The following is a 26197-nucleotide window of genomic DNA, read 5'->3' as shown; positions in this document are numbered from 1 at the left end:
GTGCGCAATGATCGAAACGTCCCAGCCGACTAGCAGGGTCCGAGCTATATATCGCGCTCTAGAGGGAAACATCACGGTGGGTTAGACTTGTAAAACTTGCTTCGCGAATCGGTCTTACATTCTAAAGACCGTGCAATTTAGGAGCAACCATTAACTGCTTTTGTCGGCTAATTTGCCAGAGATTGAGCATGAAAGATCAAGCTGAATTTCAAGCTTGCGCCGAACGATTAAAAGCGTTAGCCGATCCTGAACGATTGCGCATCTTGCAAGTGCTGTTTGGCGGGCCCTGTACCGTCGGTGAAATCGCGGAGCGACTCTCGGAGGATATTGTCAAGGTTTCTCACCACTTGTCGATACTTCGGCGCGGTAAGATCGTCCTGCCCACGCGGCAGGGGCGATTTATCCAGTACTCCATTCACCCCGAAGTGATCCCCGCCGAACTCCCCACGACCGATGTTGCCAAGATCGATTTCGGCTGCTGTCATTTGGATCTGAAGCTCGAACCGCGCGAGACTTAGTCCTCGGCCTCACTGGTCGCGAATCGCCTCACCAGCCTGCACGGCCCCTCTTTCGCCTTTACAGACGCTGCTGCGCGGCACACAATACCTTTCAGCCAAATCGTTTACTGCCACGCGGCCTTCACTGAAGGTCGCGATTTTTTTGTCCCTTGTCGCTTGCTGATACCGAGACTGCTCCCATGGTCGAATACGTCCCGATGACCAAAAAAGGCTTCAACAAGAAGAAGGCTGAATTGGATCGGCTCGACAATGTTGAAATGCCGCTGATCGCCGAAAAGATCGCTGCTGCCCGGGCCGAAGGCGATCTTAAAGAAAATGCCGAGTACCACGCCCAGCGAGAGGCGCAGGGTCTCTTGCAAGCCAAGATCAACCAGATCAAGGGGGAACTCTCCCGGGCGCAGATCATCGACCCGAACACCTTGCCGCGCGACCAGGTCTGCTTTGGTGCCACCATCACCGTTCGTGATGTCGACATGGATGAAGAAGAGGTCTACACCCTCGTCGGCTCTGGCGAAGAAGACTACGACACCGGCAAGATTCTCGTCACCAGTCCGCTTGGCCAAGGTTTGCTCGGCAAGAAGATTGGCGAGACTGCCGAGATTCCCGCCCCCAAGGGCTCGTACGAACTCGAAATCGTCAAGATCGATTTCAGTTTTCTCGATGCCGATTAACGCTAAACGTTCTGAAGCCGGCTTTGTTTGTTTTGTCCTTTGGTTTTTTGAGTTTTGCGCCCGAAGCGTTCCTTGATCGAGCCCTTTCATCCTGCCGACTGGTGCCCATCATGCTGACTCAAGTTTTCCTGCTCACAAGTTTACTCGGCCAAGTCACTGCCGAAACCAAAGCCGCCGAGAAAGTCATTCCGGCTCCCAAGCCCGTCCCGGCAGTACAGGTCTTCCCGCTCCCCGATAGCCAAGCTGCGGTCGAGCACGATGGCCGCGAAATCAGTCGCTACTACTTCGGCCCGGGCAATCGCCGCACGTTCGTCTATCCTCTCATCGGCCCCAGCGGCAAGTCGCACACCCGCATGGGTCACCCGCGCGATCCCAACGGGCATAGCCACCACAACAGCCTCTGGATCAGCCACCACGATGTAAACGGCGTCGGCTTCTGGAACGATCAGACCAAGGGCCGCATCGTTCACAAACGCGTCAGTCGCTATGAAGACGCCGATTCCGAAGCCCTCATCGAAGTCGAAAATACTTGGGTCGACGAAGCGGGCAAAAAGCTGCTCGAAGAAACGCGCGCCATGCGTTTCATCCCCTCGGCTACTCCCGGTGAATGGCTTCTCGTCATCGACCTCAATCTCACCCCCGGTGCCGATGCCAAAGAGGGAGTCACCTTCGGCAAAACTCCCTTCGGCATTACTGGCATTCGCCTGGCCAAGACGATCGGCGTGCACGATGGCGGCGGCCGCATTCTCAATAGCGAAGGGGGAGTGAACGAAGCCGGCGTCTTTTGGAAACAGGCTCGCTGGGTCGACTATAGCGGGCCTCTCACCAAGACCGAATCAGGCGGCGTCACCCTTTTCGACCATCCCATGAACCCCAGCCATCCTTCTCACTTTCACGTTCGCGACGACGGCTGGATGGGGGCCTGCCTTAGCTACGAAGCCCCCCGCACCATCGCCGTTGGCGACTCGCTCAAGCTCCGCTATGGCTATTGGGTCCACGGCGGCACCCCCACAGCTGACCGAATCAACGAGCAGTTCGTCGCGTTTGCCAAAATCGGCGATGTCCCCGCCATCGAGAAGAAGCCGAAACCCTAACTCTCCACGAGGGGCGACAAGGACGGAGAATGATTGCTACCGGTTAGTTGGATGGAGTGCTACCGAGCAACTGCTGGGCTTCGGTGGCAGCTTCGGTTCCGGCATGCTTCTCGACGAGTTCCTTTAACTTGAAGATTAGCCCTCGCATGGCAGCTGGCGAGGCCTTGGCCGCCCGCTTCTTCAGCAGGTCGAGTTCTTTGTGCGCTTGCAATTGCTTCTTCACTTCTTCATCGGCGGCCAGCGCGGTCTTGGCTTTGGCGACTCCTTCTGGCAAATCGAGGCCGACGTATTGCACGGTCAGAGCATCGACCATTTTGTACGACTTCCATTTTTCGCCTGCTCCGTATAGTTCCTTGGCTGCTTTCAATTCGGTGGCAACTTTCTCCTGCACAACGGAATTCAACTTTTCAGCCCCTGCTTTGACGCTGGGATCTTTCGATACCAGGGCCGACTTGAGAGCTGGCCCGTTGGCCGGCGAAGCAATGCCGAACTCGAGCGATCGCCAAAGCGGGACGAGCACCGCGGGCAGGCCGGTGGGATCGATGTTCCACTTGGCCCCTTGCAAGGCCCGGTTCGCTGACTCTTCGGGATTGGCGGTGCTAGCCATCGCCAATTTGCCGTCAGCAGTAATGATTCGCGCCTGGTAGATGTTCTGCAGACTGATCTCGGGGACGCCGGACGCTTTTTCGAACTGGCGGTTCGCATCGACAATAACGGGCCAGCTGAGATTCACTTCGCGGGCATAGGAAGCGACATCGTCGCGCTGATTTCCCGAGTTGACGGCGATGAAGACAATCGGCTTGTCCTCGAACTTCTTGGCGACTTCGAGCAGGCCCGGCCATCTCTCTCGGCACCGAGGACAGCCCTCTTCGTAGTAATACAGAAACGCAGCTTTCCCTTTCAGCATTTCGGCAGTGATGGGGCCACCATTCACCCACACCGACGGGTCGGGTGGGAGTGGCGGCATCTGAGCCAGCGCTGCAGAAGTGGTGATCGTTAAGGCGATCAAACTGAGGACGAATAACCCGGGGGCTGAATTTCGCTGTGACATAACTCACCTGGGAGAGAAGCGGCAACAACGTGAAAACTAGGCAGCACGCGACAAGCTATTCGCTCTTGAGCGTGATGAGTCGATCCTCAGGATTCTCGGACAAGATTAGGCCGCGGAAGCGAACTTCCTGCGCGACGGTGTTACTGTGCAACTGCAGGCCAAGCGGACCTGCTTCGCACAGTTCGGGTTTGGGGTCGCGCCAATCGGCCACTTCCTGGCCGTTGACGGCCAGGCGAATGCGATCGCCGATGGCCAGAATTTCCATCTGGTTCCAATCCTTGTTGTCGGCCTTTTTCGCACGGCCATCGTCCTTATAGATCGAGTTGCGGCGGAACAAATCGTAAAAGCCCCAGCCCGAAGGAAACATGACCAGGTGCCCCTGATAGGAATTCTTCTCGGCATCTTTCGTGAACTGCTTGCCCCAGATGGCAATGCCGGAGTGCATGCCCGACTCGGCCAGTTTCCCTTCAAAGATCAGGCGGAAATTGCGATAGTTCTTGTCGGTGAGAAGATAGTTACTCACCTTGGGGGCAGCGTCTTTCTCGTTGCGAGCAACGATCACGCCGTCTTTCACCTTAAAGTATTCCTTCGTTCCATCGGCACCAGTATTGCCATGCCAGCCGGTCAGGTCTTTGCCATTAAAGAGCGGGACCGGCTTCTCGCTGGCGGGGAACGTGACCGACGTCGACCAATCGTCCGCTGCCAGCACAACGGCGGGAGCAATCAACAGCGAGAGGAGCGAGAAGAAGCGAAAGCAGTGCTGCATGGCCGAGGACTCCAGACAGTGTGATTGCGGAGAGAGGCAAAGGTGAGTCGCAAGCCGCTAGTATGGGGCGCGCGTCGATTAGAAACAAGCAATTCGAGCCAAGGGATTACTCTGGCCGGCGAATAGGACCGGCAGCGAAGCGGATTAACTGACAATCTGAGTGGGATATTCCGGACGTTTCGATTACGATTTTGTTGCGATTCGTGCCAGCGAATCAGCCTAGTTCAACCTTCGAAGGAATCGCTCCGATGCCGATTGAGTTCCGTTGCCCCAGTTGCGACCAGCAGTTGCGTGTTCCGGATACAGCTGCGGGCAAGAATGCCAAGTGTCCCAAATGTGCATCGGTCCTGGCGGTTCCGGCCACTTCCGAGACAGGCGCAATCTCGCCACTGTCTCCACCGGCATCGACACCCGCCAGTCCTGGCGCTTTCTCGTTTGGCAACCCGCCAGAATCCCAGCCCGCGTCAGCGTCATTCGGTACGCCCCCGTTGGGCGGCGCATTTGGCCCCCCTCCCCCCAGCAGTCCGTTTGGTGCCGCACCGCCAAGTTCGCCGTTCGGCAGTACGCCACCTGGTTCACCATTCGGCAGTGCGCCAGGCGGCGGCAATCCGTTCGGTGGCGGCGGGTCGAATCCTTTCGCGACCGATCCCAAGGGGCCGAGTGGCTCGCCCAATCCGTATGCCTCGCCGACAGGATTTACCGAGCCACCCCGGCCGATCAATTCGCAAGGGGTGAGCCATCAGATCGTCGACATCGGCCCGATCATGAACCACTCGTTGGAGATTTGGCAGAAAAACATGGGGCTGCTGGTGGGAACGACGTTTGTAGCCGGTATTCTCACCAACGCGGTGAACTGGATTGGCCAGGGAGTTCAGGTGGCCTTGCAAGCGAACGAAATGCCAGAGGCATCGGTTGGTGTCGCGGTTGTCTTTTTCATTTTGCAGAACGTTGTGCAAATTTTCCTGGGCATTGGCCAAGCGCGTATTTGCTTACAACTAGCCCGCTATCAACCGGCCGAGTTCGGCGACCTGTTCAAAGGGGGCGATCGCTTCCTGCCGATGCTGGGAGTAATGGTAATAGCGTTCTTTGCCTTGTTCTTGGGATTTGCCTTACTCGTGGTCCCAGGCATCATTCTGCTGCTGTTCTACTGGCCGGCTTACTATCTCATTGTTGAAGAAAAAGCCGGCGTGATAGAGTCGTTTGGAATGGCGGGTACCATTACCGAGGGGAATCGCCTGACGACGTTTTTGGTTTGGCTGCTCGGCGTCGGCATTATCATGCTGGGCTGTCTGGCGTGCGGTATCGGGGTGTTGTTTGCAGCGCCGCTGCTCTCTATGCTCTGGGCCACTGCCTACCTGATGATGTCCGGCCAACTGCCCACCCAGCCGCAGTTCGGTCAGCAGCAGCCCCAGAAGCTCTACACTTAGTAAGCTGTGGGGCGATCTCAGCAAATGGATGGGGTGGGGCGACAAATCGCCCCACCTTGCAACCGAACCCGCCCGGAAGGGCGGACTATTTGCCTGTATTAGCCGCAATCCTCCCATTAACGGAACAACGAAACCCTGGCCCGGTTGGATGTGTCAAGGTAAAATTCGCGGTTCACAGGTTAAGTTCTATTTTTCGGAGGCTGCCGATGTTTCTCCCTCTCCGGGAACATCGCCGTTCGGCGCATTTCCTTCACCGGGCTAATCAACAGCGGGCATTCACGCTCGTCGAACTGCTCGTGGTTATCGCCATCATTGGCGTGCTCGTCGCCTTGCTCCTCCCCGCGGTTCAGGCAGCCCGAGAAGCCGCCCGGCGGATGAAGTGCCAGAACAACCTCAAGCAGATTTCGCTGGCCTGGCATAATTATCACGACACCTTTCAGACCCTGCCGCCGGGCTGTTTGCACGGGAATGGCTTGAGTTGGGCAGTGTTTATTCTGCCCTTTGTGGAACAGAAGCCGCTCTACGAGAAGTTCACCTTTAGTGCCGGCGACTACAACTCCCCAAGTGCCACCAAAAACCATTTGGCGATGAACAAGGTCGCCTTTTACCTGTGTCCCAGTTCGGTCGCCCAAAAGATGATGCTCGGCAGCCCGAATAATGTGAACCCGTCGGACATGATTACGAATCCTGCTGGTTATCCGGCCGGAGATTATCCGCCCCATACGATTCACTATTTCGGCAACATGGGGCCGCTGGGAGCGAGCGTTGGCGGTGGCACTTACGAACAGCGGGGAACTGCCACACATGGCTATATCAGTAAAGAAGGCGTCTGTGCCTCCAGCGACAGTACCATTCCGCCCTACAAGCTGCGCGATATTCAAGATGGAACTGCGTTCACGTTCATGCTGGGCGAAAACTCGCGGCACGATCAAAAGTACGGCTCGCGTTTTCGCAGTTGGGTGCGTGGCTGTGCGACTTTGAACGACGAAGTGTGCGGCTGCCGTAATTACGTGAACGGCATTAACGTTCCCACTCCCGCGGTTTCCACGCAGTTCAACAGTATCGCCATGGCGAGCCACCATCCGGGCGTTACCAACTTCGGCATGTGCGATGGCTCGATCCGCTCGGTTTCTGAGAACATTGATTTAGGTGTCTACAAGTCCACATCCAGCCGCGGTGGCGGCGAGCCAAAGACTGTCGACTAACTACGAACTCGAGTCAAGTTCTTAGCGTTGAGGAAGTAAGGAATCGTGAATGCTGCGCAGCGGAATCTTGGTGTTGTTGTCACTCGTTGGTTTGTTGACGTTTTCCGGCTGCGAGAAAAAAGGACCTAAGCGGTACGAGGTATCGGGCAAGATCACATACCAAGGCATGCCCATTCCTGCGGGCATCATTTACTTTGACCCGGATATCGCCTCCGGTGGTGCAGGTCCGCAGGGTTTCGCCATAATCAAAGATGGCACGTTCGATACTCGCAAAGAAAACGGCTTGGGACCTGTCGGTGGTAAGTGCGTGCTGCGTATTTACGGCAACGATGGGATTCCGCAACCGGAATTGGCGATGGGCAAAGCGTTGTTTGCAGGTGCCCTCATTCCCAAGGAGCTACCAGAAGCGGACACCGTAATCAATATCGATGTCCCTCGGCAACCGTAAGGCTAGCCGTCTCGCAGCCGCCCTCTCTGCGCATAAAAAAACCCTCTTCCGTAAGCGAAAGAGGGTTCTAGTATTTCATTCTTCAAGTCAGTAGCAACTAGCGATACATTGTGCCGCCGCTGCTGCTGTAACCCGTGCTTGGTTGCTGATAGGCGGCGTTCTGCACGCCGGTGCTACCGGGGCGATAGCCCGCGGGAGCCGACAACGAAGCGGGTAACGCTGGGCCAGCAGGCGGGCTGGCGGTGCTCACGCTCGATACTTCGACGTATGGCTGCGGAGCCGGTTGGTTCTCATACGTGGCCGACACCGGGGCCGCCTCGTACTGGACAGCAGGTGCAGCTGCGTAGCCATTGCTGGCTGGTGCAGCCGACGATTCTGGCATTTGCCAATTCGGTGCAGGCGTCTGGTTGCTGCTGCTGGTGTTGTAACCACCTTGCATGTAGCCATTCGTGTTGAAGCTCCCCGCCGGCTGAGCCGGGGGAGCGCTGTACGTCGGAGCAGCCTGATAACCACCGGCCGCAGGGGCAGCTGGGCTGTAGGCACCGGCTGGGGCCGCGGGCTGGTTGTACGTGGGTGCCCCGTACGTCGGAGCTGCTTGATAGCCGGCAGCGCCTGGAGTTTGGTACGGGCTCGTTTGATAGTTCTGGGGCTGATAGCCCCCTGCAGCAGGTGCAGGAGCAGCAGCGGTGTAAGTCGGTTGATATCCGGCGGCACCACCAGCTGGAGTCGCCGTGGCACCGTAAGGACCGGCCGAATAGCCAGCGGTCGGAGCGACCTGACCCGGTTGGCCTGGTGTGCCATACGCGGCAGCCGGTTGAGTCGGATAGCCGTTGGCGTTAGGCGTGGCTGGATAGCTGTTCGCGGCGTAGGCATTGCCCGGCGTCGTCGTGCCGCCGTAACCGCCGGTCGAAACCGCGGGGACAGCTGGCGAGCTATAAGCCGTGGCGCTGCTGTTAGGCCAGCTGCTGCTCGCCGGAGTTGCCGAGCTCTTGGCTGCCACGCTGCTGGTCGGGCTGGGCGTTGGAATCTGGGTGCTGGGCTTGCTCGACGCAGCCAGCGACGAGGCCGCCGGAGCTTCGCTTTTGCCCCAACCCCACGCCTTCATGGGATTCCAAACGTAGCTGCTCGCACTGCCCCAGCTGGCTGTCTTGCAACCGGTGCTCATGATGAGCGCCGAACCTACAACGAGGCAGGTGACTACTTTCAAACCGCTAAAACGCGTCCTACGCATGGGAGGAGAATCCTTTCTCAGCCCGCAAGCGGCCCGGTCCGCAACATGAACCCGGGATGTGTGAACTTGTATGTTGTGAGCGGCCTGTCATCATCCATGAGAGGGAGGCCGCTGCTATCATCCGTATAATTATTTCGGTCCTGCTGATCGGCAAAGTCCAGTCAAACCGGTACCGGCAGCGCGAATTGCCGCAAGTTTGCCGCGCAATCCGCCCCGTCAGGCGGAGGCCTTCACCCCCCGCCCATCTACCGGCAGGGATCGTAGAAGGACGATTAAAAAGCGTCAATGTCAGCTGTTGGAGATTTGCTGATCAGGCGCGCCGAGCAACTGCACCGTCTTGATGACCGGATTAAAAGACAAGCACTTACGCAAGAAACCGTACCTCTGTTTCCATCCTAAACGTTCAACAATGCACCCAATTGTTGAACACCAATCCCCAGCCAAACCCGAGAGTTACGCACACCACTGTCCAACTATCGACCTCATTGTTGGACACCCCCCTTTTGCGGTTTCGCGACGTAACTCTCCTTGCGCGCGTGCCACGCCGCACACAACAAACATTGGTGTCGCAAGACCAAAACAGTGGCATCGCGGCGAAGAGACAATCTCGATCCGGTAATGCATGGAACGAACACCTGTGCTTGCGTCGCAAAACAGAACGAGCACGCGACCATTTTTGCACCCCTACAAAATGGTGGCAAAAATACTTGACACACCGTGCTGCTTCGACAGAATCAAGGGCCTGGCGATTCTGAATCGCGGCTTCTAAAAGCGGTTCGCTGAGCGCTCTTTGCGAGTTTTGCTCGCACCTTTGAGGAGCAACTGTCATGAACGTGCTTCGGGCCAAGTTCCGCAGAACCCCGGCTGGTTTTACACTGGTCGAACTGCTGGTTGCCATCGCGATTATTGGCGTTCTCGTGGCACTGCTGTTGCCGGCTGTGCAGGCGGCCCGCGAAGCGGCACGGCGGATGAAGTGCCAGAACAACCTCAAGCAACTGGCCTTGGGCACACACGAATTCCACGAGGCGAACGGCAGCCTGCCCACGTTTTTCGGCATCTACCCACCTGTGGGTAACTGCGGCGTGCGCTCGGGCTGCAATTTGGCTGCCCCCTACGGCGGCTGGTTCCTGCACCTCCTGCCGTACGTCGAGCAGAACAACCTCCACCAAAACGTCGCCGACGAGGTGCGAGTCGTCCCGCGCAATGCCCGGATCACCCTGTCGGCTCCGACGGGTTGCCGGACGGTGGCAGACCGTGATTACAACGGCAACCATACTCGCAGCTACACTTCCTGCGACTCTCCGGGCACGTATGAAGAACACGGCATCTGGGTGATGTCTGTCCGGACGACGCCTTTCGCGCTGCTCCGCTGCCCGTCAGACCCGACGGCGCAAAAGGGGGTGATTTCGAACTGGGGAATCACCAGTTACCTAGCCAATTACAACGCCTTCGACAGTGGTGTCCGAATTCCCGCTAACCAGCCCCTGTGGACGAACCCCTCCCGCTTCAGCCAAATCACCGACGGCCTGTCGAACACCCTGCTGTTCGCCGAAGGCTATGCCTACTGCGACGGATTTCCGCGAATTGCTCTGCATTCGTGGTACTACCACAACTTCGGCCTCGACTGGTATCAGACGCCCAACACCACGATGTTTCAAACCGCGCCACCGGCCAAGACCAAGTTGCAGTGCCCGCCGGGGCGCGAGTGCTGCGACAACTGGCGCGCTCAAACACCGCATATCGCCATGAATGCTGCCCTGGCCGACGGCAGCGTCCGGTCGGTTTTTCGCGAGATCAGCCAAACGACTTGGGACAACGCCCTGCAGCCAAACGATGGCAACGCTTTGAGCAACGACTGGTAGCGATTATCGCTGGCGACGAGATCTTGTCATGCGCAGAGGTCTTACAAGCAGCGTCATTTCTTGGTCCGCATTTCTTTCACACGCTTCAGCTTTTTATCGCTGGCCAGCTTCTTGTACTCTTTCGACTCGACCGGATAGAGGGCCACTTTGCCATTGCTGTCGCTGTGAATGCCCCAGCCGTAACGCTTGCCGAGTGACGAGCAACGCAGGCAGGGCTGCCCCTTCCAGAAGAACTTCTCTCGCTCCTGCGCATCGTTTTTGCGGATGCCGTTTCGTTCGGCATGCACTGCGAACAGCACGTCGTCCTGCGTGTACTGATACGGATGCTTGAAGATCATCTCGTACTGCAACTGCGGCACCGACTTCCCCTCGCCACACTGCGCCGGCGCCTCCGCAGCCTCAACCGGGCAATCCTCAGCGACCTCGATGAACGTATCGTAGTAGTTGGTGCTTTTCATGAACAACCTGACTATGGCATTAGCGCAAGCGTCACTTCACGGGCTTCATTAGTGACGGCCGACCGCGAATTTCCTGCCAGTCTTCCCAAATACGTTGCGGGTCCAACTTAGGGACACGAACCTGAGAATCCAGGGCCGCATTAAATCTCTCTGCCTGCTCCGGCGAAAGCATGGCAAACGCTGCCTTGTCGCGAATGTCCAGGACCTCATCTTGCGTTAAGGGTTGTCCTTTGTTCTGTTCTGCAGCAATCAGTACCGTGTGCAAGGGATTAAGGTACACCTTCACTTGCGGCAACTCCGAATCCACTGAGGGCGGTTGCAGGTCAGCGTTTTTCGCTCGCGGCAACTTACACTGCTCGTCGACCAACGACGAGAGCTTTGCGAGTGTCACGTTATTCATTCCTTGTTTCCAGTTTTTCGAACTCAGCATCCGCTCCGCAGCCTCATCCGAAATGCTGATATCGAATTCCTCTTCCAACTCCATCACCAGTTCAACGAAATCCAAGTCATCCGCGCGGAGGTCGCCCAGTGTCGTCTGACTGTTCAAGTTGGCGCGATTAACGCCCATCTGCTCCGCCACGATTTGGCAGATTCGCTCGGTGGTTGGACTAACTGGCTGCTGGGAAGCACTATTAGGTTGAGTTGGCGGCGTATCTTGCTTCCCGCATCCGAAGGTGCAAGCGAAACAGCAAAGGACCAACAATCCTGATTTCCCCGCGATGTTCATACGCCGACTCAACTTCAAAAGTAAATAGATCAGTTCCGGTACTCCGGCCTGACGATCGGACTATATCACGCCAAATCCGTACTTGTCACTGGCGACTGGCCTGGGCCGCGGATGCAGAGAATGCGGACTTCATTGCCGACGATCATGAACAGTATTCGATTGCGTTTTCCGTATCGCGTGCGAAAATGCAGCTCACGCACTTCTTCGGCAAGCTCTCGCAGTTCGGGGGCAATTGGATGACGCTGGGCGTCTTCGCTTAACGTCGCTGCTGCAGCTAGAAATGCTTCATGCCAACTCAAGGCACCGAGCAGAGATCTTGTGGCGATCCAGTCGAAGATCTTGTCTGCGTCACTGCGCGCTCGAGCGAGAAGGGTGACATGACGTTTCATGCGGACGGCGGCAGTCCATGCTTCGCCCGAAATTGCCGATCATGCTCGGCGAGAGAAATGCCGGTGTCACCAGCGGCCATATCGGCGAGCGCGGATTGCACAGCAGCAACGGTCGCCGCCGTTTCTCCATCCGTTGGATGTTGATCGCGCCACAGTTCAACGATTTCTTCGGGAGTTAACTGGTCGCGATTGGCAGCTAGTTGTGCGCCGACGAATGAATGAAAATCTCGCAACTCGTTAGTTAGATTGGAGGTGGAATTCATTGCCATTGGTAAGCTCCCGAAGCGGCACTCCTTGAGTATACAAAGCCGAATGAGGCGCTGCGAGATTCTCCCCCATGCGGCCCACGGCCGGAGTACTGTACCGGCTTGCTGCCATCTCGGCGGAGCGAGATGACTACACAACTACGCCAAAATCTCCTTCACGACGTGGCCTTCGACGTCGGTGAGGCGGAAGTCGCGGCCTTGAAAGCGGTAGGTGAGCCGTTCGTGGTTGATGCCGAGGCAATGGAGGATGGTGGCGTTCAGGTCGTGAATGTGGACTGGCTTCTCGGTGACGTTATAGCTGAAGTCGTCGGTTTCGCCGTGGACGATGCCCGGCTTGGTGCCACCGCCAGCGAGCCACATGGTGAAGCAGCGGGGATGATGGTCGCGGCCGTAGTTTTCCTTGGTGAGGGTGCCCTGACTGTAGACCGTGCGGCCGAATTCGCCGCCCCAGACGACGAGCGTGTCGTCGAGCATGCCGCGCTGCTTGAGGTCTTTGATGAGAGCGGCAGCAGGTTGGTCCATGGCTTTCGACAAGTTGGGAATTTGCTTGGGCAAGTTGCCGTGGTGGTCCCAGCCGCGGAGGAAGACCTGCGTGAAGCGGACACCGCGCTCGGCGAGACGGCGGGCGAGCAAGCAGTTGTAGGCAAAAGTTCCTGGGGTCTTCACTTCGTCGCCATACATGGCCAGTGTGTCGGCCGATTCCTTCGAGATATCGGCTAGTTCCGGCACACTCGACTGCATGCGGAACGCCATTTCGTACTGGGCAATTCGGCTGGCGATTTCGGGATCGCCGACCTGCGCCTGCTTTTTCTGATTCAGTTCCGCGAGGCCATCGAGCATCGTGCGCCGCGTATCGGCCGAGACGCCGGGCGGATTCGACAGATACAGCACTGGGTCGCCGCTGCTGCGGAGTGCGACGCCGGCATGCTTCGTTTGCAAAAAGCCCGAACCCCACAAGCGCGAGAAGAGAGCCTGCGTCTGCGAGCCGGCCGCGATGCGGGAATGCAGCACCACGTAAGCGGGCAGGTCTTCGTTGACGCTGCCGATGCCATAGCTGGCCCACGCGCCCATGCTGGGACGGCCGGGGATCTGGCTGCCCGTTTGAATGTAGGTGATGGCTGGGTCGTGATTGATGGCCTCGGTGTTCATCGTTTTGATGATGGCCATGTCGTCAACCACGCTGGCCAGGTTCGGCAGCAGTTCGCTGACCCAGGCGCCGTGCTTGCCATGCTGCGCGAACTTGAACATCGAAGGCGCGCAGGGAAACCGCGATTGGCCGCTGGTCATGGTGGTGATGCGTTGGCCATTCCGCACGCTCTCGGGCAGATCCTTATCGAAGTATTCCGACAGCTTGGGCTTGGGATCCCATAAGTCGAGTTGCGAAGGGCCGTCGGCCATGAATAACCAGATTACCCGCTTGGCCTTGGGCGCATGATGGAGCTTTTTCAGTTCCCCCAAGCTGTCCATCGGGTCGGTCGCCTTCGAGGCATCGGCCGCAAAGAGTTGCGGGGTCATGACCGACGCCAGGGCAGCGGTGCCGACTCCGGCAGCCATGCGTCCGAAGAAGTAGCGGCGAGTTTCTTGCAGGGCGTGTTGTTCGAAAGGGGACATGGTGGGATCTCGTTAACCGTGAGGTGTATCAAGCAATTGTTGCAAACGGGGCGCGAGTTCAGAAGGAACTCGATTGACCCAAGGTTGATCGATGAGCCCGACTTCGATGAAATCTCGTAAGTGGGTCCGATCTTTATCGCGAAAGGAATTCAACTTCATCTTGACCAACGATTCCAGCTTTAGCACTGAGTAGGCGCCACTTGTGTCGTTCTCGCTCACATCTGGCGAGTCCAAATAGTACTCAGGACGAATTCGTTCGGTTGCAAACACGACGTGAACTGCATCGCGGGCTTTGGCATTCTCGCCATCTAAAAACATGTCGATGCCGGCAGCATGCCTGTAATAGAATCCTGCGGTCGCGAGCGCCGCCTCCGCTCTTGGCAAGTCTTCGCGACGAATCAGAATGTCAACATCTTGTGTATTTCTCACGGCCGCTTCATCGACACGTGAAACCCAAGCGGCCACTGCATTCCCCTCAACGACGGCGTAGGGTATTTGATGAGAATTCAAAGCTGCCGTCGCGCGCAGCAACCTTTCACGTACTTTTTCCACAGCACGCACCATTCGGTCGAGGGAAAATTCGCCCAGGTCAACCACGCTTGATCAGCTCCGAGTTTGGCTCTATTTGCTTAAAGTCGATCGAGGGACGGCCCCTCACCCCAACCCCCTCCCCGGATTACCGAGAAGAAGGAGTAGGGAACGAGGATTATTCTTTCGTCATCGTTTCGTCGAGGTTCAGGATTAAGTTGCAGGCCATGGTGTAGGCAGCGACTTGCTCCACAGGAAGTTCTTTGTCGCGTGGGGCAGCGCCGTTGCCGAGTAGCTTTTCTGCAGCCGATTTGTCGGCTGAGTAGACTTCCAAGTGCTTGTCGAAGATGCGCGAGAGCACTGCTAGTTCGTCTGCGGCTGCAGTGCGACCGGTCGCGATGCGGAAGATGTAGCCAAGGCGGTCAGCAGGCTTATCGCCAGCTTCTTTGATCGCCCGTTCGGCCAGCTTGCGCGCGGCTTCGATGTATTGCTGGTCGTTCATCAGCAGCAGCGCTTGCAGCGGGGTATTCGTGCGGGTGCGTCGCACGACGCACGATTCGCGCGAGGGAGCATCGAGCGTTTGCAGCGCGGATGGCGGGGCGGTCCGCTTCCAGAACATGTAGATGCTCCGGCGATAGAGCGCGTCCCCGTCATCCTGTTTGTACGTTCCTGTATTGCTCCCTTTGAACGAAATGGCTTCCCAAATTCCTTCAGGCTGATAAGTCTTCACGCCGCGGCCACCTGCCTTTTCGGTGAGCAGACCAGCGGAGAAGACCGCTGAGTCGCGAATCACTTCGGCATCGAGACGGAAGCGAGGTCCGCGGGCCAGCAGTTCATTCGCGCCATCACGCTTGAGGAGTTCCGGCGTGATCTTCGATGACTGCTGATAAGTGCCCGACATGACAATCAGCTTTTGCAGCTTTTTCACATCCCAGCCACTTTCGATGAATTCTCGCGATAGCCAGTCGAGCAACTCGGGGTGCGAAGGAAGATTCCCTTGCGAACCGAAGTCTTCCGATGTCTTGACCAGGCCCGTGCCAAAATACTGCTGCCAGAAGCGATTGACGGTGACTCGCGCCACCAGCGGATGCTGCGGGTCGGTCAACCATTGAGCGAGGCCCAAACGATTGGCGGGTGCGTCTTTCGGTAGCGGAGGAAGAACCGCGGGAGTTCCCGGGGTGACCTTTTCCCCCTTCTTATCATAAGCACCGCGAATGAGGATGAACGTGTCGCGCGGCTTCGGCATATCGGCCATCACCAGCGAGGCAGGAATTGCTGTATCCACAGCCTTTTGATCGGCTTCAGCCTTGTTCAACTCGTTTTGCAGCGGCGCGAGGATGTCCTTCGTCTTGGAGTAGACGTTGCGCAGGAAGTAGTCACGAATCGTCTTCTTATGCCCGTTGTTGCGTTTGTCTTCTGCCAACTTCAGCGCATCCTGAACTTCTTTCGGCACCGTCGATTTCTTCTGCGTCTTTTCATACGCCTGCCAGGCTGCGAGCGATTCGAAGCCTTGTCCATTTTGCGGCGTGCGAGTGACGATGCCCGCAGTATCCCAATGGACCGTGCCGCCAAACTGGCTGAATGCCCAGCCGTTAAGAATAGCGCCGGGCTTGAGACCGACGCGGTCGGCCTCGACTTCCAGGCGGACCCATTCGCCAATCGCTGGTAGATCACCAATGCGGCGATGGCCAGGCTGGTCGCCAGCTCCGAACGGGATGAGATCTTCACCCCAGAATGCACGATGCTCCCACGCGCCGTCGTTGAACTGCAGCATGACTGTCTTGGGAGGATCGAGCGGGTCGAGATAGACATAGGCGAACAGTTTGTCCCCTTCGCCAATGATCAACCCGGGCTTCGCTTCGGTGAAATAATGCTGGCTGACGGCAACGGCTTTGCGCGTGGTGGCCTTTTCGCCGCTGTTCACGACACCGTTGTCTTTGCCAACGAATTTCCAGGGCGTATCCCCCTGCAATTTGGCACCCTTGGGCGCGGCGTCGTCGATCCACACGAATTCGGCAGGCTCGAGCGGTTTCGCCGCATCGCCAGCAGGAGTGGGGTCGGTGTATTCGATCTTCGTGATCATCTCGTCCATCTGCTTCTTCAACTCGGCAGTCTTGGCTTCGAGTTCCGCCAGTTTGGCGAGTTGCTCAGGCTGAGCGACCTTGGCGATGGGAGCGGGCAACAGCGCGTTGCCGTCCATGGCCGCATCGGCAGCGGAGTTGAAGTAGGCATAGAGTTGATAGAACTCTTTTTGCGAAACGGGATCAAACTTGTGATCGTGGCAAACGGCACAGCCCATCGTCAGGCCAAGGAAGATGGTCGACATCGTTTCGGTCCGATCGACGGCATAACGGGCCAGCACTTCGTCGGCGATGGAGCCACCTTCGCTGGTGGTGATGTTGCAGCGGTTAAAGCCCGACGCGACCTTCTGATCTAGTGTGGCCTGAGGCAACAAGTCGCCAGCAATTTGCCAGGTGGTGAACTTGTCGTAGGGCAAGTTGTCGTTGAACGACTTGATCACCCAATCGCGATAGGGCCACAGCGACCGCTCGTTATCGAAGTGCAGTCCGTGCGTATCGCCGTAGCGGGCAGCGTCGAGCCAATAGCGGGCCATGTGTTCGCCGTAGCGAGGCGACTTGAGCAAACGATCGACCAGCACTTCGTAAGCTTGCGGTGATTGGTCCGCCACAAACGCCTCAATTTCGGCAATTGTGGGCGGCAAACCAGTCAGGTCGAACGTAACGCGGCGAATGAGGGTGATCTTGTCCGTGGCGTTCGAGGGGGCGACCCCTTCTTTCTCCAAGCGGGCGAGAATGAAGTTGTCGATCGGGTTGCGCACGCGATCCTTGGCTTTCACCTCCGGCAACGCCGGGCGAACTGGCGTAACGAACGACCAGTGGCCTTGATACTTGGCCCCTTGGTCGATCCAGCGCTTAATCAATTCAATCTGTTCGGGAGTTACCGTCTTGCCCGATTCTGGCGGCGGCATTCGCTCGCTGGCATCGGTCGAGAGGAGCCGTTTCAGCATTTCGCTGTCGGCTGATTTGCCCGGCACAACGGCCGCGGCACCGGAGTCGAGCTTAGCGATCGCACCTTCATGCGTATCGAGTCGCAGGCCTGCCTCGCGCTTGGCCTCGTCGAAGCCGTGGCACTTGTAGCAAGTGTTGGAAATGATCGGCCGGATGTCGCGGTTGAAATCGACAGGCGGATCGGCACTCCTGGCCGGGTTCACGGCACTCAGCGTTAAGCCGAAAACGGTCGCAACGAAACAAATCCACGGGATGGATTTGAGCATGGAAATGTCCCGCAGGTGGGAGGAAGGCGGGTAGGCATGACAAGCCAGCTCGGTCGGTGAGGATCGGCAGTCCCAATAGCACCTTCTATTACAACATACGCTTCGGGCGGAGTCTAGCGCGATCTAAGTCTTACGAAGGAACCGAAGGGTGTGTTATCGAGCACTGCTGTGGGCGCTACTATGCCGCGCGCGGATGACGATAAACCCAGATACGGTCCATGTTTGCTGCGTGGACGACGAACACCCGGTGCGTTGGATCGTAATAACCCTTTCCCACGTTATAGGCCGGTTTGGGGATGCCAGGACCGTCGGGCTCTATGCCGCGCCATTCGTTCTTGTGGGGATCGAAAGCTGCTACCTGATTCTTGTTGGGAGCACAGAGCAGGCAAACTTGGGCCTGCTCGTCGTAAACAAACACCGTTTTTGCATCATGGGCATCGAACGGAACGGAGTCATTCAGTTTCGACCAGGCATTGCTGGCGAAGTCGTATCCGAATGTCGACTGGCCAAGCACGGCAATTATCTGCTGTCGCGGCGGGTAATACACCATTTGCTGCTCGCTGATCGGGGCAACCTTCAACTGCGTGCTCAGTTTGCCGAGTGAGACTCCGTCGTTGGGTTTGAGGTCAGTCCAAGTATCGTTTTTCAGATCCCACAGTGCCATGACGTGCGGCGCGCCTGGTGTGTTCTGAGCGGCGTAGTACCAAACGGCTTGCTGCCGATCGGGAATGTAAAGCAGCGACCCAGCCATCCCATCCAGTTCTGGAATCGGGCTGGAGTGCGCGTAGGGGCTCCATTTGCCGGTGGCTGGATCAAACGTCCACGGACGTCGCCACGGAGTGCCATCGGCTCGCTTGCCATGGGCCGCTTCGACCTCCGCCAGGGGTGTGCCACGAAAGCGATGTTCGAGCCAAGGAAGATTCGCGCAGTGTGCTCCGGTCCCATGCACAAGCCGCTTGTTGATTGGGTCATACATGAGTGTGTCCCAGGTATGGCCGACAAGGAGCGGCGCGCCGGTATTGCGCATGACGAAGTTACCGTCCCGCAGCACGACGTTCTCATTCCACCAGGGCTGACAGGTTGCTATCTCCGCCTGCTGCTTGTCGTTCAGTTCGGGATTGGGGTTTTTTAGAATCATCCGCGGATAAAACATCAGCGCGAACTTGAACCGGGCATGGTCCCCGCCATCGGCAATGTGCAGACGATGCCAGGTGTTGCTGCCGAGGTGATATTCCCAGACGTCGTTCATTCTTCCCGCACCGTGATTGCCGCCGGCATACAACGCGGTTTGCCGCTCGGGAGCGTAAACCATTTTGTTCGTGTAGTCGCGCGAGTACGGACCGTTCCGCCCCGTGCCGTCGATCGGTTTGCCGTCGGCCATGTGTTTGACCTTCGGAAGAAGCAGCGATTCACCGGGCTTTAGTTCCTTCAGTTGACGCGAAATATCGGGGTCGTTCGCATGCGGCGTTGCTGCCTGCACGTCGACTGCCAACAGGAAGCAACTTGCCAGGCAAACACTTGTGACTAAGAGGCGGTAAGCCTTAAGATCGCTAAAGATCTTCATTTCGGTGTCTTGCCAGGAATTAAGCAGGTCGCTGAAGTGCCGGCAGTGTAAACGACTGGGAATGCCGAAACCAACGTTGAAGTGGATTTACAAATGCTTTGGCAACGGAGAGGGGATTGTTGGAGATTTACCAACACAACCTCGAACCTCCAGTGCCGACAAACGTCTTTATCCAAGTAGTTCACCATACACGAGCGTGCTCCTGGGAGAGCAAGCAGCCTCCAAAACTGCGGCACGGGGTTCAAATCCTCGCACTCGTGCTTCGAAGAAGTTCAGTGTTCTAGGTTTTGAGTTCTGAGACAGGAGAAAAAGAGTGAACTGTTTCGAACAATACAAACGCAGGACCAGGCAAGCGTTGATGCCGGCAGGCCAGGGGCAAGCGAGCGTCGGAGTGATCCGCATAGCTTGGTGTTCCTTACTGGATTCTGAACCTCCGTCATCGATTTGGTAGCTCACTGGGTAGAGCAACAGATACTCAATCTGTGGGTAGCGGGTTCGACTCCCGTCCAACGCATGTTGGCTAAAAACCAACAACATGGAAATGCGGAAGCATTTTCGCCAAGTAGCCAACGGGAGACGTGGCAACCAGGAAATCGGCCTCGATTGGCCCGAAATGAAGTGCAGCAGCGATTGCGGTGGCTTGTCCACTGCGATTGCTAGAACTTAGTTCACTTCGGCAATCGGGGCAGCAATCGAGTACCGCTCTGTAGTGCGCCGCGGCCTGCTCCTGCTTTCGGCCATCTCGGACGAGAAAGAAAGTGTGATGCGCGACACGGGCCTGCCCCTGTCATCATCCCTTTTGCACCATCCGCTGCTGCCGACCAGCAGAGGCAAGCTCAAGCGTCATTCCGCGACTACTCGTTGTGATTTCGTGATGACGCGTCTCCCCGCGGCCTTTTTTTGAATTGCCCGAGTTCAGTAGGTCACATCCGCCGGATGTGACCTTGGAATCTCCGATTCGTAACCAACACATTCAACTGCCGATTTGTATCGTCCTGATCGCTTGGTCGCATCTAGCGGATGCGACCTACGGAGGTGTTTCCGCATGTTCCACCGCATCAAAATTCTTAGTTACGAGATGGGTCTCGTCTTCCGCGACCGTGAGTTTGTCGGCTTGCTCGGCGAAGGTACGCACTGGCGGTTTGATCCCTGGAGCCAGTCGCGCGTGACGATCGTTTCGCGCCGAGAACCGTGGCTTGCCCACGAGAAGCTCGACTTGATCGTGAAGTCTGGTCTGCTCGCCGGACAGGCTGAAGTGCTCGATGTGCAGGACCAGCAGCGCGCGCTCGTGTGGATCGAAGGTCGCTTCAGCCAGATTCTGGGTGCGGGCCTGTATGCCTATTGGCTCGGTCAGAAGCGAGTGAACGTCGAGATGATCGATATCCGCCAGGCGCGGTTCGAGCATAAAGACCTGAAGGTCATTGCTCGCACGGCTGCGGCCAAGGTGTTGCTCGACATTTGCGAGGTTCAGCGCGACCGAGTGGGCGTGCTGTTCATCGACGGTCGCTACATCGAAACGCTGGCGCCGGGACAGTACGCATTCTGGAAGGGTGCGGCCGAGGCCCGCGTGGTGGAAGTCGACATGCGCGAAACGGCAGCCGACATCAGCGGTCAGGAAATCATGACGGCTGACAAGGTGACGTTGCGTGTGAACGCGCTAGTGACGTATCGCATTGTCGATGCTCGCCGGGCAGTTAGCGCAGCCGACGACGCGCGGCAGGCGCTGTACCGCGAGGCACAGTTGGCTCTGCGGGCGATCATCGGCGGCCGTGAACTCGACGCGTTCCTCGCGGGCAAGGACGAAGTTGCTCAGGAACTGAGCGCTGCGATCCGCGTTCGCGCGGCGGAACTCGGCATCGAGGTCATCGCAGTCGGTATTCGCGATGTAATCCTGCCGGGCGAAATGAAGGATCTGATGAACCGCGTAACGGAAGCCAAGAAGGCTGCCGAAGCGAACCTGATTGCTCGCCGTGAAGAAACGGCCGCAATCCGCAGCCAGGCCAACACGGCCAAGCTGCTCGCCGATCAGCCGACGCTCATGCGGCTGCGCGAGCTCGAGGTGCTCGAAAAGATCGCCTCGGCTGGCCAGTTGAAGATCGTCCTTGGCGGCGACAGCGAGAAAGGACTCGCGAACCGAGTCGTGAACTTGCTGTAACCAACACGCAGCCCCGGATCGAAAGGTCCGGGGCTGTTTTTACTCTCGTAGTAGCAGCCGCAGCGCCGGCCTTAATTTCGAATTCGGGTTGATTTGAGGAACATCTACCACGACTCCACATGCGTATAAAACGGTTTGGACTGTTGCCACGTGCCAATGTTCTTCCTTACGACTGAGCACATAGGCGTCAATGCACATGCTTCCGGAGTCGTGTTGAGCGAGCCAACAAACGGCACGGTCTGGCGGCGTCATTTTCCACTGATATATCTCGTAGGACATACGGCGATCTTTGAGATAGCCGAACTGAAATGCTACTGCTTCACCGGCAAAGCGTTTGAGAAACTTCTCACTCGGGCAGCGGTCCAGAATACTGAGACCTTCGGTGCAAGGTTGCCCGCCCGCAAATTCCTGCTTGAAGCGATGCCGCAGCACAGCCTCCATCACATCCTCAACATCTTCCGGGTAATCACGCGCAGCCTTTGCGGCTTCCATTTCCTCGCGATGCATGCGCAACAGGCGTTCGTCATCCGTTTCTTCGACAATGGTCAATTCATCAGCGTCGCCTGCTTCCGACGCATGATTGACCCACATAGCTTCGATGGCTTGCAACTGACTTGGTGAAAGAAACGGCGTTGGCACTTCCTCCTGGACTGGCTTCTTCTTGTTAGCCATACGCGGCGGCATACTCTCCGCCTGCTGAGCTTGCGCTGGGGCCGGGAGTCGAGCGCGAGGAGTAAGCTTTTTTGCCGGCGAACGACCGCAACCACCAAGAATGAGGCAACACGCGACCGCGAAGATGATGCGGACCATTAGAATTTTCCACGGCCCCGGCTAGCCCCATTAGCCCTGGCCCGTCACTACTCAACGATTATCGCAGGAGTGGCGACAAGGGTAAAGTCAGAAAGTTCCCATGATCGCTACTGCTCGAAAAGATTGCCTCGGCTGGCCAGCTGAAAGTCGTCCTTGGCGGCGACAACGAGAAAGGTTTGACTGACCGAGTTGTGAACTTGCTGGAGTTGAAGTGGCCTTAGATACTTTGGAGTGAGGCGACCTTCATTTTCGGCGAGACCAATACCCTGGGCGTCTTCTTGAATGGGAAATGGCAATGACCCGCACTCGGTCATTTTCAAGCCGCCGATAGATGATCAAATACGGAAAATGCGGTAATCGACGAAACTGAGTACCATCTGGATTCGCGGGCCATCGCTCAGGTGCCTCGGCGATTTGATCGAGGGCTTGCCTGACTGATTGTTCAAAGCGACGGCCGGCAGATTCACTGGCTCGGTCATACCATTGCTTTGCGTTTCGCGCTTCCTGAATCGCCAGCCGATGATACTCAAGCTGAGTATTAGCCATCAGAGCTTCCGAACATCAGCCTCATTGCCTCCGCATGAGGAATTGCTTGCTCCTTGCCAGAATCGAGTTCCGACTCTCGACGCTGAATCTCGGTAGCCAAGGGGCTTGAGTATTCGAACTCATCGTCGACCTTGTCGTCTGCGGGGTCACTGCTTGTAATCTCCAGCAGTTCACCCACGATGGCAATTCGCTCTTCTGCGGAGAGTTGCTTCGCTTCGTCGAGCAGTTTTTGGTATTGAGGAGTCATTGCTGAATTGTAACTCCCCGCCGTTAGGTATCAAACACTCGCAATCTCCCTCTTTTCCGCGGCTTGCATGCCGTTCACTGCTATGCCATATTGCGCGAGGTATTACACTCGAAGAAACGTCAGGAAAAGTTAGGTTTTGTGATGCAAATTTGGCCGGCGATCGACCTGCGCGGGGGCAAGTGCGTCCGCCTGAAGCAGGGCGACTATCAGCGGGAAACTGTCTACGGAGAAGATCCCGCGGAGATGGCTCGGCACTGGGTGCGGCAAGGCGCGTCATGCCTGCACCTGGTGGACCTGGACGGAGCGCGCGACGGCATTGGCGCTAACCAGGCGGCAATTATCGCTATCCTGGCTGCAGTCAAAATTCCCTGCCAACTGGGTGGCGGCATTCGCGATGAAGCCACCATCGAACGGTTGCTCGGGCTCGGAGTCTCTCGGCTTGTCGTCGGCACCAAAGCGCTGAAGGAGCCAGCCTGGTTCAAGCAGATGTGCGCGAAGTATCCGCATAAGCTGGCGCTCGGCATTGATGCGCGCAACGGCAAGGTCGCCACCGATGGCTGGCTCGAAACGAGCAGCGCGCTCGCGATCGATTTCGCGAAGCAATTCTCCGCTGATGCGGTCGGCGCCATCATCTATACCGATATTGCCCGCGACGGCATGCTACAGGGACCGAACCTGCCCGCAATGGCCGAAATGAAAAATGCCATGACCATTCCCGTCATCGCTTCCGGCGGCGTAACGACAGCTGACGATGTCGTCGCGCTCGCCAAAGTTCCGATGGCCGGGGCCATCATCGGCGCAGCCTTCTATGAAGAAACGCTCACACTGCCAACAGCACTGATGGCAGCGAAACAATAAGGAATCGCACAGATAAGAATGAAGTAGCCCGACGCGTTAGCGAGGAAGAGGTGACGGAAGACTCGGATCGTAGTCTCTGGAAGCCTCAACCCCTCACCTCAACCCTCTCCCTGCAATCTTGTGGAGTACCACGGGTATCCGCGGAGAGGGAGTTAAGGGCGCCGGCTACCTGAAAACCAAACACCGATGCACTAGCACCGCGGAGCCTCTCTCCCTCGTCTCTCCATCTCTTTGTGAAGGAAACGGGTATGGCTAAGGTCAATGTGGCGGATCTTCGTAACGTGGCTTTTTGCGGCCACGGCAACAGCGGCAAGACGACGCTGCTGGATAAACTTCTGGTCCTGACCGGTGCCGTCTCTGGCGAACCGAGCGTCGACAACGGCAGCAGCATCTGTGATTTCGACCCGGAAGAAAAAGCTCACAAACGGACAATCGAGTCGAGCATCGTTCATTTCATGCACGATGGCAAACGGATCAACGCCATCGATACGCCCGGCTATGCCGACTTCATCGGCCAGACCATCGGTGCCCTGCGTGCCGTTGAAACCGCGGTCATTGTTGTCAACGCCCACAGCGGTATCGAAGTGAATACGCGCCGTGTGTTTCAAGAGGCGGGTAAGGCGGGTGTCGGGCGGATGATCGTCATCAACCGCATGGATGAGCCGAACATCGACTTCCCCAAGCTCATCGAGCAGCTGCGCGACACCTTTGGCAATGCCTGCGCGCTGCTTAATATTCCGGTTGGAACTGGGCCCGACTTCAAAGGTGTGGTGACCACGCTGGAGAAAGACCACGGCGCGAAAGGGACGCTGCTCCCTGTGGCCGATGTCCATACGCAGTTGATCGAGTCGATTGTTGAAGTCGACGAAGCGCTAATGGAAAAATATTTTGAAGGGGAAGAGCCGTCGCCCGAAAAGATCGAAGAACTGACCGAGCAAGCCATCGCTCGCGGCACCCTGATTCCGATCGTCTGCTGCTCGGCGAAAACCGGTGTGGGCTTGAAAGATCTGCTGACCGTCCTCGCTCACGAGGCGCTGCCGCCTGGGCACATTCAGCGATTGGCCTACAAAGAGGGGCATAAGGAAGGGGAGGAAGGAGACGAGATCAAACTGAAGTCCGATCCGGGTGCTCCGCTCGTAGCCCAGGTTTTTAAAACCCGCATCGATCCCTTCGTGCAAAAGCTCACCTATCTGCGGATTTATTCAGGCACGCTGAAAAAGGATGATCAGGTTCATGTATGCGGTTCGCGCAAGGGGGCGAAGCTCGGCCCACTGCTCGATGTGCAGGGTGCCGAAACGAAACCCATCGAAAGTGCTTCGGCCGGTGAGATCATCGCCATCGCCAAGATGGAAGACCTGCACACGGGCAGCACGCTCGGCGAATTCGAAATGCCCCGCATTCCGTTTCCCGTTCCTATGGTTGGCCTGGCGGTCAAGCCGAAGAGTCACAACGACGAAGCCAAACTCTCGGTATCGCTGCACAAGATTCTGGAAGAAGACTCAACGCTTAAGCTCGATCGCGACCCGCAGACCAAAGAGCTGGTGATGACCGGCATGAGCGATCTGCACTTGCAGATTCTGCGTGAGCGGCTGCACCGGCGCGATAAGCTCGATGTCGATACTCGGCCGCCGAAGATTCCCTTTCGCGAAACGATTATGGCCAGTGCCGAAGGGAGCTATCGCCACAAGAAGCAATCGGGCGGCCGCGGGCAGTTTGGCGAAGTCCACATTCGCATGTATCCCTTGCCGCGCAACATCACTCCCGAGGGGTTTTGCACCAAAGACCGGTTCCCGCAGATGAAGGATTTTCACTTCGACCCCACGCACCGTTTCTTGTGGGTCAACAGCGTGGTGGGCGGTTCGATTCCCGGCAACTTTCTGCCGGCGATTGAGAAGGGCTTCAAAGAGCGAATCGAGAAAGGTGTGATTGCCGGGCACACGGTGCAAGATGTGGCTGTCGAAGTTCACTACGGCAAGCATCACGATGTGGACTCAAGCGAAGCGGCCTTCAAAATCGCTGGCTCAATGGCGTTTCGCAACGTCTTTCAGCAAGCCAAGCCCGCGCTGCTCGAACCGATCGTGCGAATGGAAATCACCGTGCCTGAATCGCACGTCGGGGACCTTTATAGCGATATGTCTGGCCGCGGCGGTCGCGTGCAAGGAACCGACGCAGCTGGCGGCGGCTATCAAACGATCTTTGCGGAAGTTCCCTTGCGCGAAGTAACCACCTACGCCCGCACCCTCTCCAGCATGACCGGCGGCCAGGGGAGTTTCACGATGGAGTTCAGCCACTACGACATCATGCCCACCAGCGTGCAGCAGGAAGTGGTGAGCAAGGCGACCATGCACGAAGAGGAAGAGGAGTAAGAGGAAGGGGCCGGGGACTTGAGAAGGAGGCGAGGTGCGAGAGGCGAGAGACCGGGGTATGATTACGAAAAGCTCACTCCCTCTCCTCGGTACTCCGGGGAGAG

At 57.3% G+C, this 26197-nt stretch carries 25 protein-coding genes, 1 tRNA gene and 1 pseudogene; 11 read left to right on the top strand and 16 right to left on the bottom strand.

Annotated elements, in window-relative coordinates:
* Positions 1 to 188 precede the first annotated feature (188 nt).
* The 3 genes from ETAA8_RS02270 to ETAA8_RS02260 all read left to right on the top strand — a co-directional run bounded on the left by ETAA8_RS02270 (position 189) and on the right by ETAA8_RS02260 (position 2283).
* Complete coding sequence (locus tag ETAA8_RS02270) at positions 189 to 518, top strand: ArsR/SmtB family transcription factor (RefSeq protein WP_145084289.1); 330 nt, start codon at positions 189 to 191, stop codon at positions 516 to 518.
* A 179-nt stretch (positions 519 to 697) separates the two neighbouring features.
* Positions 698 to 1189: a transcription elongation factor GreA gene (gene greA / locus ETAA8_RS02265; RefSeq protein ID WP_145084286.1), complete on the top strand. Its 492-nt coding sequence runs from the start codon at positions 698 to 700 to the stop codon at positions 1187 to 1189.
* A 110-nt stretch (positions 1190 to 1299) separates the two neighbouring features.
* Positions 1300 to 2283, top strand: coding sequence for a DUF6807 domain-containing protein (locus ETAA8_RS02260; protein WP_145084283.1), 984 nt, complete (start codon positions 1300 to 1302; stop codon positions 2281 to 2283).
* Between the two features lie 43 nt (positions 2284 to 2326).
* Here ETAA8_RS02260 and ETAA8_RS02255 read toward each other — a convergent pair whose 3' ends face one another.
* The 3 genes from ETAA8_RS02255 to ETAA8_RS02245 form a co-directional block, all read right to left on the bottom strand.
* Positions 2327 to 3334, bottom strand: a complete 1008-nt coding sequence (locus ETAA8_RS02255; protein WP_145084280.1) for a TlpA family protein disulfide reductase — start codon at positions 3332 to 3334, stop codon at positions 2327 to 2329.
* A 55-nt stretch (positions 3335 to 3389) separates the two neighbouring features.
* Positions 3390 to 4100, bottom strand: a complete 711-nt coding sequence (locus tag ETAA8_RS02250) for a 3-keto-disaccharide hydrolase (protein ID WP_145084277.1) — start codon at positions 4098 to 4100, stop codon at positions 3390 to 3392.
* Between the two features lie 214 nt (positions 4101 to 4314).
* Positions 4315 to 4773: a hypothetical protein gene (locus ETAA8_RS02245; RefSeq protein ID WP_145084274.1), complete on the bottom strand. Its 459-nt coding sequence runs from the start codon at positions 4771 to 4773 to the stop codon at positions 4315 to 4317.
* A gap of 58 nt (positions 4774 to 4831) precedes the next feature.
* Here ETAA8_RS02245 and ETAA8_RS02240 point away from each other — a divergent pair, with 58 nt between their 5' ends.
* The 3 genes from ETAA8_RS02240 (at position 4832) to ETAA8_RS02230 (ending at position 7180) form a co-directional block, all read left to right on the top strand.
* The gene (locus ETAA8_RS02240) at positions 4832 to 5527 is read left to right on the top strand and encodes a hypothetical protein (RefSeq protein WP_145084271.1); all 696 of its coding nucleotides are present in this window, start codon (positions 4832 to 4834) and stop codon (positions 5525 to 5527) included.
* Positions 5528 to 5733: 206 nt separating this feature from the next.
* The gene (locus tag ETAA8_RS02235) at positions 5734 to 6732 is read left to right on the top strand and encodes a DUF1559 domain-containing protein (protein WP_145084268.1); all 999 of its coding nucleotides are present in this window, start codon (positions 5734 to 5736) and stop codon (positions 6730 to 6732) included.
* A gap of 49 nt (positions 6733 to 6781) precedes the next feature.
* The gene (locus ETAA8_RS02230) at positions 6782 to 7180 is read left to right on the top strand and encodes a hypothetical protein (protein ID WP_145084265.1); all 399 of its coding nucleotides are present in this window, start codon (positions 6782 to 6784) and stop codon (positions 7178 to 7180) included.
* Between the two features lie 97 nt (positions 7181 to 7277).
* Here the strand turns inward: ETAA8_RS02230 and ETAA8_RS02225 are convergent, their stop codons facing one another.
* Positions 7278 to 8411 carry a hypothetical protein gene (locus ETAA8_RS02225; RefSeq protein WP_145084262.1) on the bottom strand — a complete coding sequence of 378 codons (1134 nt, stop codon included), beginning with the start codon at positions 8409 to 8411 and terminating at the stop codon, positions 7278 to 7280.
* A gap of 827 nt (positions 8412 to 9238) precedes the next feature.
* Here ETAA8_RS02225 and ETAA8_RS02220 point away from each other — a divergent pair.
* Positions 9239 to 10273 carry a DUF1559 family PulG-like putative transporter gene (locus ETAA8_RS02220; protein WP_145084259.1) on the top strand — a complete coding sequence of 345 codons (1035 nt, stop codon included), beginning with the start codon at positions 9239 to 9241 and terminating at the stop codon, positions 10271 to 10273.
* Positions 10274 to 10326: 53 nt separating this feature from the next.
* Here ETAA8_RS02220 and ETAA8_RS02215 read toward each other — a convergent pair whose 3' ends face one another.
* The 8 genes and pseudogenes from ETAA8_RS02215 to ETAA8_RS02180 form a co-directional block, all read right to left on the bottom strand.
* Positions 10327 to 10731 (bottom strand): DUF6157 family protein, encoded by a 405-nt coding sequence (locus tag ETAA8_RS02215; RefSeq protein WP_145084256.1) that lies wholly within the window; start codon positions 10729 to 10731, stop codon positions 10327 to 10329.
* 427 nt (positions 10732 to 11158) lie between these two features.
* A pseudogene (locus ETAA8_RS35710) lies at positions 11159 to 11323 on the bottom strand (phosphopantetheine-binding protein); the annotation flags it as partial.
* A 200-nt stretch (positions 11324 to 11523) separates the two neighbouring features.
* Complete coding sequence (locus ETAA8_RS02205; RefSeq protein ID WP_145084250.1) at positions 11524 to 11847, bottom strand: type II toxin-antitoxin system RelE/ParE family toxin; 324 nt, start codon at positions 11845 to 11847, stop codon at positions 11524 to 11526.
* Positions 11844 to 12110, bottom strand: a complete 267-nt coding sequence (locus tag ETAA8_RS02200; protein WP_238397658.1) for a hypothetical protein — start codon at positions 12108 to 12110, stop codon at positions 11844 to 11846. The genes ETAA8_RS02205 and ETAA8_RS02200 overlap by 4 nt, the downstream gene beginning before the upstream one ends.
* Before the next feature lie 141 nt (positions 12111 to 12251).
* On the bottom strand, positions 12252 to 13724 hold the full coding sequence (locus tag ETAA8_RS02195) for a DUF1501 domain-containing protein (protein ID WP_145084242.1): 1473 nt from the start codon (positions 13722 to 13724) through the stop codon (positions 12252 to 12254).
* Between the two features lie 12 nt (positions 13725 to 13736).
* Positions 13737 to 14288 carry a nucleotidyltransferase family protein gene (locus tag ETAA8_RS02190; RefSeq protein ID WP_145100082.1) on the bottom strand — a complete coding sequence of 184 codons (552 nt, stop codon included), beginning with the start codon at positions 14286 to 14288 and terminating at the stop codon, positions 13737 to 13739.
* A gap of 142 nt (positions 14289 to 14430) precedes the next feature.
* The gene (locus ETAA8_RS02185) at positions 14431 to 17547 is read right to left on the bottom strand and encodes a PSD1 and planctomycete cytochrome C domain-containing protein (protein WP_145084239.1); all 3117 of its coding nucleotides are present in this window, start codon (positions 17545 to 17547) and stop codon (positions 14431 to 14433) included.
* Positions 17548 to 17725: 178 nt separating this feature from the next.
* Positions 17726 to 19111: a Kelch repeat-containing protein gene (locus ETAA8_RS02180; RefSeq protein ID WP_145084234.1), complete on the bottom strand. Its 1386-nt coding sequence runs from the start codon at positions 19109 to 19111 to the stop codon at positions 17726 to 17728.
* 190 nt (positions 19112 to 19301) lie between these two features.
* Between ETAA8_RS02180 and ETAA8_RS34315 the strand changes: the two genes are divergently transcribed.
* Both ETAA8_RS34315 and ETAA8_RS02170 read left to right on the top strand, forming a co-directional pair.
* Positions 19302 to 19371: transfer RNA gene (locus ETAA8_RS34315), tRNA-Trp, on the top strand.
* A 785-nt stretch (positions 19372 to 20156) separates the two neighbouring features.
* Positions 20157 to 21266: a slipin family protein gene (locus tag ETAA8_RS02170; protein ID WP_145084231.1), complete on the top strand. Its 1110-nt coding sequence runs from the start codon at positions 20157 to 20159 to the stop codon at positions 21264 to 21266.
* A 39-nt stretch (positions 21267 to 21305) separates the two neighbouring features.
* Here ETAA8_RS02170 and ETAA8_RS02165 read toward each other — a convergent pair whose 3' ends face one another.
* The 4 genes from ETAA8_RS02165 to ETAA8_RS02155 form a co-directional block, all read right to left on the bottom strand.
* Positions 21306 to 22076: a hypothetical protein gene (locus ETAA8_RS02165; protein WP_145084228.1), complete on the bottom strand. Its 771-nt coding sequence runs from the start codon at positions 22074 to 22076 to the stop codon at positions 21306 to 21308.
* 107 nt (positions 22077 to 22183) lie between these two features.
* The gene (locus ETAA8_RS34310) at positions 22184 to 22372 is read right to left on the bottom strand and encodes a hypothetical protein (RefSeq protein ID WP_202921983.1); all 189 of its coding nucleotides are present in this window, start codon (positions 22370 to 22372) and stop codon (positions 22184 to 22186) included.
* Positions 22320 to 22622, bottom strand: a complete 303-nt coding sequence (locus ETAA8_RS35780; RefSeq protein WP_145084225.1) for a type II toxin-antitoxin system RelE/ParE family toxin — start codon at positions 22620 to 22622, stop codon at positions 22320 to 22322. The genes ETAA8_RS34310 and ETAA8_RS35780 overlap by 53 nt, the downstream gene beginning before the upstream one ends.
* Positions 22615 to 22869 (bottom strand): addiction module protein, encoded by a 255-nt coding sequence (locus ETAA8_RS02155; protein WP_145084222.1) that lies wholly within the window; start codon positions 22867 to 22869, stop codon positions 22615 to 22617. Before ETAA8_RS02155 ends, ETAA8_RS35780 begins: the two co-directional genes overlap by 8 nt.
* Before the next feature lie 141 nt (positions 22870 to 23010).
* On the opposite strand from ETAA8_RS02155, the gene hisA reads away from it, so the two are divergent.
* Complete coding sequence (hisA, locus tag ETAA8_RS02150) at positions 23011 to 23727, top strand: 1-(5-phosphoribosyl)-5-[(5-phosphoribosylamino)methylideneamino]imidazole-4-carboxamide isomerase (RefSeq protein WP_145084219.1); 717 nt, start codon at positions 23011 to 23013, stop codon at positions 23725 to 23727.
* A 248-nt stretch (positions 23728 to 23975) separates the two neighbouring features.
* Positions 23976 to 26093, top strand: coding sequence for an elongation factor G (locus ETAA8_RS02145; protein ID WP_145084216.1), 2118 nt, complete (start codon positions 23976 to 23978; stop codon positions 26091 to 26093).
* Positions 26094 to 26197 lie beyond the last annotated feature (104 nt).

Source organism: Anatilimnocola aggregata, from assembly GCF_007747655.1.
Lineage (GTDB): Bacteria > Planctomycetota > Planctomycetia > Pirellulales > Pirellulaceae > Anatilimnocola > Anatilimnocola aggregata.
Note: the sequence above shows the minus strand (reverse complement) of the source record. Positions and strands in the feature narration are given on the sequence as shown.